Origin of the sequence: Salinibius halmophilus, assembly GCF_003577475.1 — a bacterium.
Taxonomy (GTDB): domain Bacteria; phylum Pseudomonadota; class Gammaproteobacteria; order Pseudomonadales; family Natronospirillaceae; genus Salinibius; species Salinibius halmophilus.
The window spans coordinates 207,321-223,777 of sequence record NZ_QPEP01000003.1 but is presented as its reverse complement, the minus strand read 5'-3'; the positions used below and the strand labels follow the sequence as shown (position 1 = coordinate 223,777).

General features: G+C 49.3%; 16 protein-coding genes. 12 read left to right on the top strand and 4 right to left on the bottom strand.

What is annotated here, in order from left to right:
- The first annotated feature begins 43 nt into the window (after positions 1–43).
- The 8 genes from ftsZ (at position 44) to DUW71_RS04385 (ending at position 10,877) form a co-directional block, all read left to right on the top strand.
- A complete protein-coding gene (gene ftsZ, locus DUW71_RS04420; protein ID WP_233546025.1) occupies positions 44–1,309 on the top strand; it encodes a cell division protein FtsZ in 1,266 nt (421 codons plus the stop codon).
- Between the two features lie 121 nt (positions 1,310–1,430).
- Entirely contained in the window at positions 1,431–2,342 is a 912-nt protein-coding gene (gene lpxC, locus DUW71_RS04415; RefSeq protein ID WP_119394025.1) for a UDP-3-O-acyl-N-acetylglucosamine deacetylase, read from the top strand.
- A gap of 2 nt (positions 2,343–2,344) precedes the next feature.
- The gene (locus DUW71_RS04410; protein WP_119394024.1) at positions 2,345–3,289 is read left to right on the top strand and encodes a peptidoglycan DD-metalloendopeptidase family protein; all 945 of its coding nucleotides are present in this window, start codon (positions 2,345–2,347) and stop codon (positions 3,287–3,289) included.
- A gap of 178 nt (positions 3,290–3,467) precedes the next feature.
- Positions 3,468–6,197: a preprotein translocase subunit SecA gene (secA, locus tag DUW71_RS04405; protein WP_119394023.1), complete on the top strand. Its 2,730-nt coding sequence runs from the start codon at positions 3,468–3,470 to the stop codon at positions 6,195–6,197.
- A 9-nt stretch (positions 6,198–6,206) separates the two neighbouring features.
- Positions 6,207–7,409 (top strand): bifunctional glutamate N-acetyltransferase/amino-acid acetyltransferase ArgJ, encoded by a 1,203-nt coding sequence (gene argJ, locus DUW71_RS04400; RefSeq protein ID WP_119394022.1) that lies wholly within the window; start codon positions 6,207–6,209, stop codon positions 7,407–7,409.
- Between the two features lie 101 nt (positions 7,410–7,510).
- Positions 7,511–9,391, top strand: a complete 1,881-nt coding sequence (locus tag DUW71_RS04395) for an EAL domain-containing protein (RefSeq protein ID WP_119394021.1) — start codon at positions 7,511–7,513, stop codon at positions 9,389–9,391.
- A 74-nt stretch (positions 9,392–9,465) separates the two neighbouring features.
- The gene (gene hemH / locus DUW71_RS04390; protein WP_119394020.1) at positions 9,466–10,527 is read left to right on the top strand and encodes a ferrochelatase; all 1,062 of its coding nucleotides are present in this window, start codon (positions 9,466–9,468) and stop codon (positions 10,525–10,527) included.
- Positions 10,527–10,877 (top strand): hypothetical protein, encoded by a 351-nt coding sequence (locus DUW71_RS04385; protein WP_119394019.1) that lies wholly within the window; start codon positions 10,527–10,529, stop codon positions 10,875–10,877. The genes hemH and DUW71_RS04385 overlap by 1 nt, the downstream gene beginning before the upstream one ends.
- Here the strand turns inward: DUW71_RS04385 and DUW71_RS04380 are convergent.
- A complete protein-coding gene (locus DUW71_RS04380) occupies positions 10,874–11,635 on the bottom strand; it encodes an alpha/beta fold hydrolase (protein WP_119394018.1) in 762 nt (253 codons plus the stop codon). The two genes, DUW71_RS04385 and DUW71_RS04380, sit on opposite strands and share 4 nt — an antisense overlap.
- A gap of 14 nt (positions 11,636–11,649) precedes the next feature.
- Here DUW71_RS04380 and DUW71_RS04375 point away from each other — a divergent pair, with 14 nt between their 5' ends.
- On the top strand, positions 11,650–11,898 hold the full coding sequence (locus DUW71_RS04375; protein ID WP_119394017.1) for a YkgJ family cysteine cluster protein: 249 nt from the start codon (positions 11,650–11,652) through the stop codon (positions 11,896–11,898).
- On the opposite strand, the gene DUW71_RS04370 is transcribed toward DUW71_RS04375, so the two are convergent.
- Both DUW71_RS04370 and ygfZ read right to left on the bottom strand, forming a co-directional pair.
- Entirely contained in the window at positions 11,890–12,720 is an 831-nt protein-coding gene (locus tag DUW71_RS04370; protein WP_119394016.1) for an HDOD domain-containing protein, read from the bottom strand. The two genes, DUW71_RS04375 and DUW71_RS04370, sit on opposite strands and share 9 nt — an antisense overlap.
- 10 nt (positions 12,721–12,730) lie before the next feature.
- Positions 12,731–13,561, bottom strand: a complete 831-nt coding sequence (ygfZ, locus tag DUW71_RS04365) for a CAF17-like 4Fe-4S cluster assembly/insertion protein YgfZ (protein WP_119394015.1) — start codon at positions 13,559–13,561, stop codon at positions 12,731–12,733.
- 121 nt (positions 13,562–13,682) lie between these two features.
- Between ygfZ and DUW71_RS04360 the strand changes: the two genes are divergently transcribed.
- Together DUW71_RS04360 and DUW71_RS04355 are read left to right on the top strand one after the other, a co-directional pair.
- Positions 13,683–13,958 carry an FAD assembly factor SdhE gene (locus DUW71_RS04360; RefSeq protein WP_119394014.1) on the top strand — a complete coding sequence of 92 codons (276 nt, stop codon included), beginning with the start codon at positions 13,683–13,685 and terminating at the stop codon, positions 13,956–13,958.
- Positions 13,959–14,007: 49 nt separating this feature from the next.
- Positions 14,008–14,325 carry a hypothetical protein gene (locus DUW71_RS04355; RefSeq protein WP_158583869.1) on the top strand — a complete coding sequence of 106 codons (318 nt, stop codon included), beginning with the start codon at positions 14,008–14,010 and terminating at the stop codon, positions 14,323–14,325.
- Here DUW71_RS04355 and nadB read toward each other — a convergent pair.
- A complete protein-coding gene (nadB, locus tag DUW71_RS04350) occupies positions 14,314–15,903 on the bottom strand; it encodes an L-aspartate oxidase (protein WP_119394012.1) in 1,590 nt (529 codons plus the stop codon). The two genes, DUW71_RS04355 and nadB, sit on opposite strands and share 12 nt — an antisense overlap.
- 106 nt (positions 15,904–16,009) lie before the next feature.
- Between nadB and DUW71_RS04345 the strand changes: the two genes are divergently transcribed.
- Entirely contained in the window at positions 16,010–16,444 is a 435-nt protein-coding gene (locus DUW71_RS04345; RefSeq protein WP_158583868.1) for a SoxR reducing system RseC family protein, read from the top strand.
- The last annotated feature ends 13 nt before the right edge of the window (positions 16,445–16,457 follow it).

The following is a 16,457-nucleotide window of genomic DNA, read 5'->3' as shown; positions in this document are numbered from 1 at the left end:
TGGCCGCGGGCCAAAAAACTCAGATATTTCACAGGAGCAGGCCATGCAAATGCATGACAACGATTTAAAAAACGATGCTGGGCCGTTTGGCTTTGCCGAAGAACCTGCTGGCAGTGCCGTCATTAAGGTGATTGGCGTTGGCGGCGGCGGTGGTAACGCTGTTACGCACATGGTTCGTAACCAAATTCCAGGCGTTGAGTTTATCTGTGCAAACACTGACGCACAGGTAATTAATAATTTAGAAGGTGCATTGCCGCTACAACTAGGTGGTGCTATTACACGTGGATTGGGCGCTGGCGCAAACCCAGAAAAAGGCCGCCAGGCTGCGCTAGAAGACAAAGAACGCATCATGGAGTCGCTTGAAGGTGCGAACATGGTGTTTATTACTGCTGGCATGGGCGGTGGCACCGGTACGGGAGCCGCACCAGTGGTCGCTGAACTAGCGCGAGAGTTAGGCATTCTAACTGTTGCAGTGGTCACCAAACCATTCAGTTTTGAAGGCTCAAAAAGAACGCGTATCTCGCAAGCTGGTCTGGAAGCGTTGAGTGAACGTGTAGACTCGTTGATCGTCATTGAAAACGACAAGCTGCTCGAGGTACTTGGCGATGATGTTGGTCTGCTAGAAGCCTTTGCAGCGGCAGATAACGTGCTTTTAGATGCCGTGCAAGGTATCTCTGACCTGATAATTCGCCCAGGCTTAATTAACGTTGACTTTGCCGACGTAGAAACCACCATGCGCAACATGGGTCTATCTATGATGGGCGTTGGTGTGGCTGCTGGTGAAGATCGCGCCGAGCGTGCGACCGAGCAAGCATTGCGTTCACCGCTATTGCAAGACGTTGATTTGCGTGGTGCCAAAGGTGTGCTAGTAAACGTTACCGCCGGGACTAACCTTGGTCTTCGTGAGTTCACACAAGTTGGTGATCTTGTGCGCCATGTGGCTGACGATAATGGTGAAGTGATTATTGGTACGGCAATCGACCCTGATCTCAAAGACGAGTTGCGCGTGACCGTTGTTGCAACGGGTATTGGTCAGCGCGATGAGGATGAGCTGACAGAGGCGCCGCAAGTAGTTGCTGAAAACCCAGAGGTGCAGGCTCCGCGTAAGCGTCTAGATACCATTCGCTCGGAAACTCAGGCGAGTAGCCGTCCGATGCGACCTGCAAAAGATGCGCGCCCTGATGTACGAGTCAGTGAGTCGAGTGAGCCTCAGCAACAAGCGGAGCGACCATCACGTAGAGCGGCTACAAGCAGCTCTTCCCAGGATGTGTTGGATATTCCGACATTTTTGCGTCGTCAAGCGGATTAAGAACGCCAGATGAATGGCAGATTGAGCATAACGGTAAAAAAACACTTATGGCTTTGTCAGTCAAATGCTCAATCTGTTATGATCCCGCGCAATTTTGTGACTCGGTTATCGGTACGGCTTAATGCTTAAACAACGGACATTAAAGAACTCTATTCGCGCAACGGGTGTAGGACTTCACTCAGGAAGAAAGGTTTATCTAACTCTGAAACCTGCTCCAGCAAACACGGGTATCGTGTTTGTCAGAACAGACTTAGACAAACCAGTGGAAATTCCGGCCCATGCGGCGAATGTTACGGACACAACGTTGTCAACCACGTTAGAGTTCGAAGGTGAGCGTGTAGATACAGTTGAACATCTAATGTCGGCATTGGCAGGCTTAGGTATCGACAATATCCGCGTAGAAGTTAGTGCGCCAGAGGTACCAATTATGGATGGTAGTTCTGGACCGTTTGTATTCTTGTTGCAGTCAGCAGGTATTGCTGAGCAGGAAGCAAGCAAACGCTTTATCCGAGTAAAAGAGAAAGTTAGCTACCGAGATGGTGATCGGTTAGCTGAATTGTTGCCATATGATGGTTATCAATTGGATTTCCAAATCGACTTTGATCATCCAGTAATCCGCGATGGTGGTCAGCACGCCGAGTTTGACTTCTCAAGCACGGCTTACATGCGTGAAGTATCGCGGGCCCGTACTTTCGGATTCATGCGTGATTTTGAAAATCTTCGCAAGAAAAACCTTATTCAAGGGGCGAGTGTGCGTAATGCCATCGCTCTAGATGAGCATCGTGTGCTCAACGAAGAAGGTCTACGTTACGAAAATGAGTTTGTGCGCCATAAAGTTTTAGACGCAATTGGCGATCTATACTTACTAGGAAGTGGCCTAATTGCCAAGTTCAATGGGGTAAAAAGTGGCCACGGTATCAATAATTTGCTGTGTCGCGCTTTGCTTGCTAAACCAGAAGCATGGGAATACGTGACTTTTGATGATGCCGAAAAGAGCCCAATCAGTTATTTGCCTGCACTAACAGTGGAGTAACTATGCAGTTAATTCTAGTTCGAAACCATGGCGCAAAAGCACGAGTGATATCTGGCTTGTGGTTGCTTGTGGTTGGTTTGGTGCTAGGAGCTGCAATGAGCGCTGGTGGTTATTGGTTGTGGCAGTCGGCGATCAACTATCAGCGCGAGCAAATGCCCGCATACTCTGAGGCAGATTTAGAAAACTTAGTTGCGCAATGGCAAGACGAGCTTAATAAGTCGCAGGCTGTTTTGCAGGCTTCGGCAAACGATGCTCAGCTGCAGCTAGATGCGCTGACGGCGCGCACCGCCTCGCTTCAAGCCCGTATTACTCGTTTAGATGCACTTGGCGAGCATCTATTGGCGGTTAGTAATATCGAGTCGGATGAGTTTAATTTCGGCGCGGATCCTGCTGTAGGTGGGCCAGAAGCCGAAGAGCTAGCTGAATTTACTGCCCCTCAATTCGTAGATGTATTGTCCTCGCTGGAGGCTGACTTACGCGACCGTCAAACCCAATTAGAACTGCTAGAAAGCTTAATTCGTAATCGAGATTTTGAGGCCGCTACTTTTGTTGCCGGTCGTCCGATCGAATCTGGCTGGTTATCTTCTCGCTTTGGTTATCGTACCGATCCATTCAATGGCAAGATTGCTTGGCATTCTGGGATCGACTTTGCTGGCAAAGAAGGCTCGAATGTCATTGCTGTTGCCTCGGGTATCGTCACATTCGCCGACGAACGCTCAGGTTACGGATTGTTAGTCGAGTTAAACCATGGTAATGGTGTGGTCACTCGCTACGCCCATTCAAAAGAACTATTGGTCAACGTTGGCGATGTCATCCACAAGGGTCAGCCGGTTGCACTGATGGGTAGCACTGGGCGATCAACTGGCCCGCATGTCCATTTTGAAGTCCTCCGCAATGGTAAGCGTGTTGACCCACTTACCTACATTCAACGCAGTGCTAGTCGATAAGACTGATTCGCGTCACATTTCTGTTGCACTAATTGCTTTCTGTTGGTTGAAATCAAAAAATTAGCCATCAATATAATGGTTAATATAAGCCGTTTATGGCTTGGCGCATCAAGACAGCCTCTATTTTTCTCGGTATAGTAAGGGCAATTTCTGCGCAGTGACGGAAAAGCAGGTATCTATGTTAAATCAATTAGTTAAGTCAATTGTTGGTAGCAAAAACGATCGTGAAGTGAAAAAGCTGCGTCGCGTTGTCCAGCAAATTAATTCTCTCGAAGATAACATCGCCCAACTGAGTGATGCGCAATTCCCCGAAAAAACCGCTGAGCTAAAGCAAAAGGTCGCAGACGGTGCTTCGCTCGACAAAGTGCTGCCAGAAGCGTTCGCGATTTGTCGCGAAGCCTCTAAGCGTGTTATGGGCATGCGCCACTTTGACACCCAGCTAATTGGTGGCATTGTTTTGCATAACGGTAAAATTGCCGAGATGAAAACAGGTGAGGGTAAAACCTTGGTTGCAACACTTGCTGCCTATTTAAATGCACTGAGTGGTGGCGGTGTGCATGTTGTAACGGTCAATGATTACTTGGCGAAGCGCGATGCTGAGTGGATGCGGCCTCTTTATGAGTTTTTGGGCTTAACGGTTGGGTTTGTGGTGTCGCAGCAGCCGGCGGACGAGAAGCGTGCTGCTTATCAGTCCGACATTACTTATGGCACCAACAATGAGTTTGGCTTTGATTACCTGCGCGACAACATGGCATTTAATGGTGATGACCGCATGCAGCGCGGGCACGTTTTTGCGATTGTTGATGAGGTAGACTCGATCTTAATCGACGAAGCGCGTACACCGCTTATTATTTCAGGGCCAGCTGAAGATAGTTCAGCGCTTTATGAGCAGGTAAACAAACTCATGCCTCTCCTTACTCGGGAAGTGCCTGAGCAAGAAGGTGTTGAGCATGTACCTGGTGACTACACTGTTGATGAAAAACAGCGCACAATTGAGTTGACCGAATCAGGTCATGAAAAGGTTGAAGGCTTGCTACGAGAAGCCAAGCTGCTTCCTGATGAAGAAAGCCTATATGCCGGCAGTAACTTGCAGTTGTTGCACCATGTGAATGCGGCGATTCGCGCCCACTCACTGTTTCAGCGCAACGTTGACTATCTGGTTAAAGGCAGTGAAGTCATTATTGTTGATGAACACACTGGTCGTACTATGCCTGGACGTCGCTGGGGCGACGGTTTGCACCAGGCCATTGAAGTAAAAGAAGGTTTAAAGCCACAGCGCGAGAACCAGACGTTGGCATCGACAACCTTCCAGAACTACTTCCGCTTGTACGACAAACTGTCGGGCATGACAGGTACGGCGGATACCGAGGCGTATGAGCTGAACCAAATTTATGGTTTAGACGTGGTGGTTATTCCAACCAATAAACCAATCGCGCGTAATGATATGAACGATTTGGTTTATGCCAATGAAGACGACAAGTACGCAGCCGTTATTGAAGATGTAAAAGCCATGGTGGCGGCAGGGCGCCCAGTACTCGTTGGTACGGCCTCGGTGGAAGCATCTGAAAGACTGTCGTCGGCGCTGAAAAAAGCCAAAATTAAACACAACGTACTGAACGCGAAGCAGCACGCCAGCGAAGCGGATGTTATCGCGCAAGCTGGTCGAGCGGGTGCGATTACCATTGCCACCAACATGGCCGGTCGTGGTACCGATATTGTACTGGGTGGTAAATTTGAAGCTGACTTGGAAGCACTCGGGCCAAACCCGACGGAAGAACAGGTCAAAAAGGCAAAGGCAGAATGGCAAGAGCGCCATGATGCGGTCATTGCTGCCGGTGGTTTGCACATTATTGGCACCGAGCGCCATGAATCTCGCCGTATTGATAACCAGCTACGTGGCCGTGCTGGTCGCCAAGGTGACCCAGGCTCGAGCCGATTCTACCTGTCATTAGACGATCCGCTTATGCGCATCTTCATGGGCGACAATATTCGCCGCATGATGGAGTCTATGGGCATGAAGTCTGGTGGTGAGCCCATTGAAGCCAAGATGGTATCGCGGGCGGTAGAAAAAGCGCAGCGCAAAGTAGAAAACCGAAACTTCGACATTCGTAAGCAGCTCCTTGAGTATGATGATGTGGCGAATGACCAGCGCACCGTGGTATATGCCCAGCGCAACGAAATTATGGATGCCACTGAAGTTCAGGACCTTGTTAAGAGCATTCGCCGAGCTGTGGTAACCGACGTGGTGAGCGAATTCGTGCCTGAGCAATCGGTGTTTGAGCAGTGGGACTTGGAAGGGCTTGAAAAAGCATGCCAAGAAAAGCTTGGGACTCAAGTTGAAGCACAAAAATGGTTCGCCGAAGACAAACAGTATAGTCATGAGCGCTTTGTCGATAAAATTACTGAGTTGCTAGAAGAGATCTACCAGCAAAAAGAAGAAGTTGTTGGTAGTGAGGCGCTGCGTCGATTTGAAAAGCAGATTACGCTACAGGTACTTGATCAGCACTGGAAAGAACACTTGTACGCGATGGACTTCTTGCGCCAAGGTATTCACTTCCGTGGTTACGCTCAAAAGAACCCTAAGCAAGAGTATAAGCGTGAAGCGTTTGAACTGTTCCAGCAGATGCTGCAGCAGATTCGCCACGATACCATTCGTGTACTGAGCTCAGTTAAAGTGCGTACAGCCGAAGAGGTGCAAGAGGAAGAGCGTCGCAAGCGTGAACAAGTTGCTCGTCAAATGCGCTTCCAGCACGATCAAGCCAAGGGTATCAATGAATCCAATGACGCGGCAGCCGAGCAGGAAAAGCCAAAGACGGTTCGCCGAGACATGCCTAAGGTAGGACGCAACGATCCATGTCCGTGTGGATCGGGTAAGAAGTTTAAACAATGCCACGGTAAATTAAGTTAAGGAACTATCATGGCCGTCGGACCAGAAACAATTAGCCAGTTACTGCCAGTAGCTGGCGTAGAGATTGCTATTGCCCAAGCTGGGGTGAAAAAACCAGGTAAAGATGATGTGACGGTCATGCGCTTATCGCCTGCGACCTCAGTAGCAGGGGTTTATACAGCGAATGCGTTTTGTGCAGCGCCAGTTGTAGTGGCCAAAGCGCATGCGAGTGAAGCAAACCCACAAGCGCTGCTAATCAATACCGGAAATGCCAATGCTGGCACAGGTAAAAAAGGTCATGAGGCGGCACAGCAAAGCTGTGCAGCGCTTGCTTCGGCTTTAGGTTTGTCGCCAGAGCAAGTATTGCCGTTCTCAACGGGTGTAATTGGTGAGCCATTACCTGTTGCCAAGATCACAGCGACGTTCGCCAATCTAGCGTTTAGCGCGGACAACTGGAATCGCGCTGCCAGTGCAATTATGACCACAGATACGCGCCCGAAGGGGATCAGTAAGCAGATTGAGATTGACGGCAAGCTGGTCACGATTACTGGCATTTCGAAAGGGTCGGGCATGATTAAGCCTAATATGGCGACCATGCTGGCCTATATCGCTACCGATGCTGAGGTTGCTCAGCCTCGCTTGCAGCAAATGCTGAGCCAAGCGAATGAAGCAAGCTTCAACCGTATTACTGTTGATGGTGATACCTCGACCAACGATGCCTGCATTGCGATGGCGACCGGTGCCTCGGGTGTCGTGATCAATGATGACTCGCAGGCTGCGTTTTTTGCTGCCTTCAATGAAGTCATGACATACCTAGCCCATGCCATTGTGCTAGACGGTGAAGGGGCAACTAAGTTCGTTGCGATCAAAGTAAGTGGTGCGGCGACTACGCCAGAAGCGCTCGATGTTGCTTACACCATTGCCCATTCGCCTTTGGTTAAAACCGCCTTGACCGCATCCGACGCAAACTGGGGCAGGATTCTGGCCTGTGTTGGGCGTGCAGGGGTAGAGAATTTAGACCTGGCTAACGTTAATATTTGGCTAGATAACGTGCAAATTGTTGATACAGGTGGACGGTGTGATAGCTATGAAGAAGCCGCTGGTAGCTCGGTCGTCGCGCAAGAGCGCTTTACGATTCATGTAAGTTTAGGGCGTGGTGAAGTGGTAGAAACCGTTTACACTACAGACTTAAGCCATGAGTACATCCGTATTAACGCGGAATATCGAAGTTAAAAGCTCTTGCTGAGCAGGGTGAACGCGCTGGTTATTACTTCTCCCCGTTAAGTTGTTTTGTAGCTGCTACACTTGCCTTACCTAAATGATGGAAAAATCTCATGTTGGTAAGGCAAGGACTTTCTCTTAAAACTCAACTCTATCTGTCCATTTGGCTGATCGTGACCCTATGCTTTGGGGTTGTATCGTTTTTATACATTGAACAGCAGCGCAGTTTTCTAATCGAGAACCAAAGTGCTCAAGTGAACAATACAGGCCGATTGGCTAAAAGCTTGTTGCAGAGTCAGGCAAGCTTAGATCAGTTACAAGTGATCTTGGGTGAGCAGCTTAACTTTTTTATCGATCGAATTGAGCTTGCAAACGGTGATGAAACGATCGCTTTGGTTGGCGAGCCTTATGTGGCAAATATTTGGGACACGTTCTGGCAGCTGCCGTCTCCCGAATATAGGGCGGCTGTGCCAGTTCAATCTGGGAACTGGCAAATTACGGTTACTGGAGGGACTGTTGTTGCATCTGCGCAATTGACTGAATTGCTAATCACTACGATGCAAATATACCTGCTGTGTTTGCTCATTGCTTTGCTTGCCTTTGCGTTGATTGCTCATGCAATGTTGTCACCCTTGCGTTCCGTTATTGCCATGGCCAACGCTATAGTTGGTAAGCGCTTCCAACGGTTTGAGTTCCGTTCATTCACCAAAGAGTTTTCGCTGTTGCAAAAGGCGCTCAATCATATGATTGATGCGATTACACGCACCATTAACGAGCAATCGGATTTTGCTGAGCAGTTACAGAACTCACTATTTATTGATGATTTAACGCGTTTGAAGAATCGCAAAGCATTTGATGCGAGCTTTCAGAACTTCCACGAGCACTATACAAGCCATTGGATTTTGTTAATCCGAGCCGACGGATTAGAAAAAGTCAATCATGAGTTGGGTCACCGAGAAGGCGACGAGTTATTAGTCGAGGTGGCGCAGTGCCTGCAGCACTATTTTGACGGCGTCAGTGTGTTCCGCCTATCTGGTGCCGAGTTTGCGGTGGCAATAGATAATATCGAATTGATCGATGAAGATAGCATTGATTTGTTGACCCAGCAGCTGCAAAACATTTCCGGTGCTCAGCCAGTGACATTTATTATGGCTGCAGCGCGGTGTGAGCCGTCGATGGCCAGTAAAAATATATTGATGGCGCTCGATGCTCGGTTAATGGAGAGGCGAGTGTCGCCCCATGCACCACTGATGATTGAAGGACGTTTGCCAATCTATGAGAACTATAGTTCATGGAAAGAGGTGATAGAAGACCTGATTTCGACTAAATCAGTGAGTTTGGATGTACAGTATGCCGCTGAGTTATCAGACTCAGGCACTACGTATGCGGAAATTTTCGCTCGTTTTAATTTGTCACAACATGTGGATGTGGCGGCCCTGTTTTCCCTTGCCGATCGGTATGATTTATCCGAGCAGCTAGACCGAGCGGTTGTTGAACGCGCGTTGTTAAGCGAGCTCACGCTTGCGACAGCATTTGGTATTAATATTTCGGCTCGCACCCTTCTTAGTGATTCGTTTGTAGCCTGGTTGGCAGGCTTTGCTGAGCAACTAGCTGAGCGCGAAATTGTGCTCGAAATTGGTGAAGAAGTCATTGTGCGCCATCCTCAAAAAGCCCGCCAGTTTGTCGAACAGGTGTCTAGTTTGGGGGTAAGTGTGGCCATTGATCGCTTTGGTTCAAGTATGCAGTCGTTGCGCTACTGGCAAAACTTAAACGTTAGCTATGTAAAAATGGACGCTGGCTATATTGAAGAGGTGGTAAAACACGACGATCAGGCGGTGTTGTTGAGGTACATTGTAAGTATGGCTCATAATGCTGGCATGAAAGTCATGGTGTCGCAGTTGCAAAACCAAGCGCTAGTACCCATCTGTCGCGAGTTATCGGTTGATATGATTCAAGGTCGTGCCGTGGTCCCACCTGCACCATATATCGTTTAGTTAAAGGTCATTGCACGGTAAACTATGTTCTCCAGTTCACGTACTTGTTATGGAAGTGACAAGAAGGGCATAAAATGAAGTATCAGGGTCGCACCAATTACCAACACGGAGAGCATGACCATATAGGTTTGCTGATCGTCAATTTAGGTACACCAGAAGCACCAACAACACCGTCAGTTCGCCGTTATTTAGCTGAGTTTTTGGCGGATCCGCGAGTAGTGGAGATTCCTCGATTGCTGTGGCTGTTGATTCTGCATGGCATTATTTTACGTGTACGTCCGAAGCGCTCAGCCGCCAACTACCAAGAAGTTTGGATGGACGAAGGCTCGCCATTAATGGTCTACAGCAAGGCTCAGCAGCAAGCATTGCAGCAGCGCTTCGGCCAGTTGAACGTTAAGCTTGCCATGCGTTATGGTAATCCGTCGATTCCTGATACCGTGGAGCAAATGCTCGCGCAGGGCGTCAAAAAGCTACTAGTGCTACCCTTGTATCCACAATACTCGGCAGCTACCACGGCTACGGTATTCGATAAACTGAGCCAAGACTTGCAAAAGCGTCGGTGGCTGCCAGATATGCGTTTTATCTCGCACTACCACGACTTTCCACCCTATATTGAGGCAATGGCTAAGCATATTGAAGCGCATTGGCAGCAGCATGGTCGAGGCGAGAAGCTGGTGTTGTCTTACCATGGTTTGCCAGAGCGTAACCTAAAGCTTGGTGACCCCTACCACTGTGAATGTTACAAAACATCGCGTTTGCTAACTGAGCGCCTAGGGCTCGATAAAGCGCAAGTCATGACCACCTTCCAATCACGGTTTGGTAAAGCCAAATGGTTAGAGCCCTACACCGATGCCACAATGAAGGCTTTGCCTGGCCAAGGGGTAAAATCTATTGATGTCTTCTGCCCAGGTTTTGCAGCGGATTGCTTAGAGACGCTAGAAGAAATTGAAGGCGAAAACCGGGAATATTTTGAGCAAGCTGGCGGTGAGACATTCCACTACATTCCTGCCTTGAACGCTACCGACGGTCATATTGATGCATTAGCAGACTTGATTGAGCTGAACCTGCAAGGCTGGCAGCTAAATAACGACGATAAAGCCTTGCAAGCCAAGCTTGCCAAAGAAATGGGTGCTTGATGGCTGGTATCATTGTAACAATTCTTGCCACCATTATCGTCGTACTCGGTGCGGGTGTGGGCTTAGCAAAGTTTGCTAAGCCTTGGCACCGTCGCGATCAGCAAGCATTTGAGCGGTTTATCGAGCGCGTGCTCGCTGGCAAGGCAAACGACCTTGAGTGGTCGGGCTTTCTGTCGGTGGCTGTGCACCATAGTGAGTTTCTTGAGCAAGTGCGCCTGCAAATTCTTGCCATTGAGGCGAAACATTGGAAAGGCGCTGGTCGCAACCCCTATTTGCTTACTAAAGCGGGGCGTGCAGAGTTGGAAGCCATTCTTGAAACCCTCAAAGCGCACGCCGAGCGCGAGTTTTAACCTCGCGCTAATGCTGCCAGCAAGGTGTTTACGAAGGCTTGGGGTTGTTCAACATGTAGCCAGTGGCCGGCGTTTTCAATGCATTCCATCTCAGCTTGCGGATAGTATTTGTGTAGCGCTTTTAAGCCATCCTGATCGATGTAAGTTGAATCAGCGCCATAAATTAAGGTGGTAGGGCCGCCAAACTGTTGCGTTAGGCTTGGTGCACCCGAAATTGCTTGTTGATTGGCTTTTAGTCCTGGCACATCGAATCGCCAAGCGAAGTTTTCATCATCTCGGTAAAGACTTTTTAGCAAGAATTGGCGCACCATTTTCATTGTTACACCACCTTGTTCTAATTGCTGTTCGGCTTGGCGGCGATTTTCTAAAGCCTGTAAGTCAATGCCTGCTAGGGCCTCGAAAATATGTTTGTGATGCGGAGGGTAAGCGATTGGTGCAATATCAGCGATAATTAGGTTGCTAATTCGATCAGCTGCGATGTCGGCGATCTTCATTGCAACCTTACCGCCAAGCGAATGACCCACTAATGGAAACTTGTCTAGTCCTTGTTTGTCAGCCCATTTCAAAATCGAGCTAGCGGCTCGATCATGGCTCCACGTGGGTAAAGCATCAGAGCGGCCGTGTGAGGGGAGGTCTGGGGCTAGAGTTTGCCAGCCTGATAATTTGCTTGCAGTACCACGCCAGTTTTCGCCAGCGCCAAATAACCCGTGTAAAATAACAACTGGCTGGCCTTTGCCATAACTTTCGTGATGTAACATTTGGAATCTCTCTTATGCAATGTCGTTCTGGCTGCGGAGCATGCTGTATCGCGCCGTCAATCTCAAGTCCAATTCCAGGCATGCCAAATGGTAAACCAGCCGGTATGCGCTGTGTGCAGCTAGATGACAACAACTTATGCAAAATATTCGGCCAGCCTGAGCGGCCAGCCGTTTGTAGTCAGTTTATCGCCGAAGAAAGTATTTGTGGTGATAATACTCGCCAAGCGCTCGAGATCATCACCCAGTTAGAGCAACTAACCTAGCAGTTGCTCGCCATTTTCGGCTAACTCGGATATTTCGGTAATCTTTACGGTATCGTCGGCCGCTAGGTTTACTCGCTCAAATGCACTCACCGTGCTCCAGTCCGCTTGCATCATTGGCCCTTGCACGAGCTGATCAACTATCAAGCAAGCCACTTGTACAACATCGGCGATCGGATTTCCCGGGCCGCGATTTAAATCCGTATAGCCAAGTGGAACCTGACATAAAATCTCTGGGAACTCCCAATGCTGAAGAATTTTTTGTCCAAGTTCGCCCTGCAACGCATCAATGGCGCGATTTAACGAGATGCCATCACTGATTAAATCAGGTCGTTCTTCGGCAAAAGTGAGGATAGGCAGAGCCCCTATGTTGTGCATTAACCCTGCTAATGTAGCTTCGTCTGGGGTTACCTCATCATAATTGCGAGCTATGGCATTGGCAGCGGCAGCAACTTTTGACGTTTTTTGCCAAATATCACGCATACGACGATCGATCACAGATGATGTCGCTTGGAATAGTTGCTCCATTGCAAGGCCAATGGCTAGATTGGCCGTGTAGTTCATGCCCAAACGAGATACCGCCATGTTGAGATCGCGGATTTCGGTGGCAGCGCGCAGTAATGGGCTATTGGTCACCCGCACAATCCGTGCAGAAAGGGCAGCGTCTTGACTGATTACCTTGGTTAAATCACCGATGCTTGCGTCTGCATCTTGAGCAATGTCTCGCACGCGCAGGGCAATCTCTGGCAGCGTTGGCAGGGTTAAGTCATCTCGATCAATGGCCGCAAATATTTCTTGGCGGATAGTGTTTACTAAATCGGTCATGGTGTTAGCCTTAATGAAAACGATCTGTCTGTCGCGTCATCGCGATAGCATCGGCAGAAAAAGAAATTGCATCCGTCTCTGCAATTAAGCCTAGCACCCAATGCTTCGATTGTAGTGTGGCGCTGCGAAATACCTTGCCTATTTGTTTTCCGAGATCATCGACGATGTCGGCGTTTTCTAAAACCGGTTGCTCAGCACTAAAGCGTGCCAGCTGGTGTTTTACTTTGCCTTTGTAGTGCACACGAGCAACAATTTCTTGCCCTGTGTAGCAGCCCTTTTTAAAGTCGATGCCGGCAATGTCTGCCATACCCAGCGCTTGTGGCAATAAGGTTTCTGTTTCTTCTAGCGTCAACAGGGCAATGCCAGCTTCTAGCCAGGCACCTGTGAGATTAGTTTCTTCACCAGCAAGCTCGATTGCACCGAAAACACGCCAAAGTTTTCCGGCTTGATCAATTTGCATCGCTGCCTGACCATTTAATGACGCCATTTGCCATTGTTGCCCTGGTGGGAGAGCAATGTTGTCCAGTTGCGCGAAGTAAATATCGCTGTGGCCAGATTCAAACTCACCAAAATCGACCTTATAGAAAACGCCGTACTTTTTAAGGCGGGCGAGCGTGATGTCATAAAGGCTTTCGTGCATGGTTAAGAACCAAGTGTCGCCTTGCTTATGAATCAAGAACTGACTGATCATGCGCCCTTTAGGATTACAAAGTGCTCCTATTACGCCTTGTGACTCGGATAGGTTGCGAACTTCGCAAGTGGTTTGTCCATGCAGTAAGGCCTCAACCCCATCGCCAGTGAGTTGAAGTGTTCGACAGTTTGGTTGGCGGTCGATCAACATAAGGTCGCTATCCCAATCTATGTGTTTTTCTATACAATGGGGGCACAAGGCCCCATGCACAAGGTGTTGACGTAATACATTGTGCAACGATAGTGGTTTGACTGATTAAGGTAGTGTAGTAATGAATGAAAATGAGATTCGCAACCGCATTTTTTGGCAAAGCCGTCGCGGTATGCAAGAACTGGATTTGATTCTAGTGCCATTTTTGCAAGAGGGTGGCTACGATGAGTTATCGGACACCGACAAGAAGCTTTACGTAACACTACTGCGCGAAGAAGACCAAACTCTGTTCGACTGGTTTTTAGGCAAAGGCGCCCCAGAACACCCGGATGCGTTGCATATATTAAATATTGTGCGTGCTTGGCACGGGCGTACTGCTAAAAAGTATGACGCTTGAGGTCTGGCCGCAACCTTCAAAGCTAAAACCCTGGTTTGCTGGGGGCGTTGTGCTGATTGCGTTTGTGGTGGGGTGGTTTGCGCCCTGGCCCATTCGGCTACTGTTTTGGTTGCTGGCGCTTACTTGGTGGGGGTGGCAGGCCGTGTTTAAGCCGCTGCCACTGCGTATCAGCAAAGATCAAACATATGTGTTTCGCCAACAAGCTTGGCAGCCGGTTGATTTAAGGCGCTCTCGGTGGGGTGTGCTCTATATTTCCCTGAAAGTTGGGAAACGACCTTACTGGTGGCGCTATTGGCGCGACAGCCTGAGCGAAGAGCAATGGCGCAGGCTGTCGATTTGGGTGAAACACGGCGTGTTAGAACCGTGATTCTGGTAGTAGGATCGTATCTTTGATGGTTCGGCGCTTTTCTGGATAGTCAATCGAGTAGTGTAAGCCGCGAGACTCTTTACGCCGCATCGCCGATTCAATAATCAGCTCTGCTACAACGACCAAGTTGCGCAGTTCAAGCAGATTATTTGAGATGCGGTAGTTGCTGTAATACTCATCGATTTCTTCTTTCAGTAATTGCACACGATGTTTGGCCCGCTGAAGACGTTTTGTTGACCGAACAATGCCAACGTAGTCCCACATAAAGCGGCGAAGTTCGTCCCAGTTGTGGGCAATCACCACATCTTCATCTGAGTTGGTCACTAAGCTAGCATCCCACTCGGGGATACGGGTTTCACTATGTTCCAGTGGGTTGTTGGCAATATGGCGTGCCGCTTTGATGCCATACACAAAACACTCAAGCAATGAGTTGGAAGCTAGCCGGTTAGCACCATGCAAACCGGTGTGGCTGCACTCGCCAATGGCATACAAGCCGTCGATGTCGGTTTGGCCATGTTCGTCGACCACTAACCCACCGCAGGTATAGTGTGCTGCTGGTACGACTGGAATCGGAGCTTCGGTGATGTCAATGCCAAACTGCAAACAGGTGTTGCGAATCGTAGGGAAGTGCGACTCGATAAAGTCTTTGCCCTTGTGGCGAATGTCTAGATACAAACAATCGGCACCTAAGCGCTTCATTTCGTGGTCAATGGCTCTAGCAACAATGTCACGCGGCGCAAGTTCGGCGCGATCATCAAACTTGTCCATAAAGCGCTCGCCATTTGGCAGCGTTAAAATGCCCCCCTCACCGCGCACCGCTTCTGATATCAGTGCCGACTTAGCTAGTGGGTGATACAAACAGGTTGGATGAAACTGATTAAACTCCATATTGGCGACTCGACAGCCGGCTCGCCAGCCCATGGCAATGCCATCGCCAGATGCGCCATCTGGGTTGGAGGTATAAAGGTAAACTTTACTGGCACCACCGGTTGCCAAGACAACTTGGCGAGCGCGAATGGCTGATACGGTTTCGGTTTCACGGTTTAACAAATAGGCGCCAATACAGCGATTGTGGCGCTCACCTAACTTGCGCGTGGTAATGAGGTCGACGCCAATGTGTTGGTCGATTATTTTGATGTTCTGCCGCTGGGCGACACGCTGGATGAGCGTTTTAATAATGGCCGCACCGGTTGCGTCAGCGGCATGTAGCACCCGGCGAACTGAATGGCCACCTTCTCGGGTTAGGTGAAATGCCGTGCCGTCGGTTTTGGTAAAAGGAACGCCTTGTTCTATTAGCCAGTGCATGGCCTCTGTGCCAGCGGTTACAATTCGCTCCACGGATTCTTTGTTGCACAACCCCGCACCAGCATTGAGTGTGTCGTCAACGTGGGCTTCTACGGTGTCGTCTTCATCGAGTACGGCCGCAACCCCGCCTTGTGCCCAAGCGGAAGCCCCGGCGCCAGGGTGGTCTTTGGTTACTACTGCTACCTGATAATGTTCAGGCAGGTTTAAAGCAAGAGTGAGGCCAGCGGCGCCGCTGCCCAAAACAAGTACGTCATAGACTTGCTGATCTAGCATGAGGAGAGTCCTTAACCAAAGTTAACCTCGTATTATAGGAAGCTGAATAGCATCTTGAAGCGCGCTCGGCGATAATCCTGATACGAGTCAGTTGGAGATGACCATTATGTTAACAGAATCTGCGCAAGTCGTCGCTCATGAAGGCGATGGTGTTTGGCTGAAAACGCTGCGTACCAGTGCCTGTGAATCTTGTAAAGCAAAGTCTGGCTGTGGTCAGCATGCAATGGCAAAGCTGACCGATGGTGAGCGTCAAGAACGTGCGACGCAAATATTTGTGCAAGCTGAACCAAAACCAAATATTGGCGATTTTGTCACCGTCGCAATTCCTGAATCCGCCATGCTGCGTTCAGCCTGGACGATGTACGGTATTCCTATGCTGTTATTGCTCGTTGTGGTGGGCGGTTTGAACATGTTGGGCGCTTCAGAGCTGGTGCAAATGCTAGCAGCTATTGTGAGCCTGACTGCGGGCTTAACAATTGTGCGCCAATTAGGGCAAAGATGGTTGAGTCAATCGGACATGCACCCACGTATTATCGAGTAGTAGTTGCACTGTT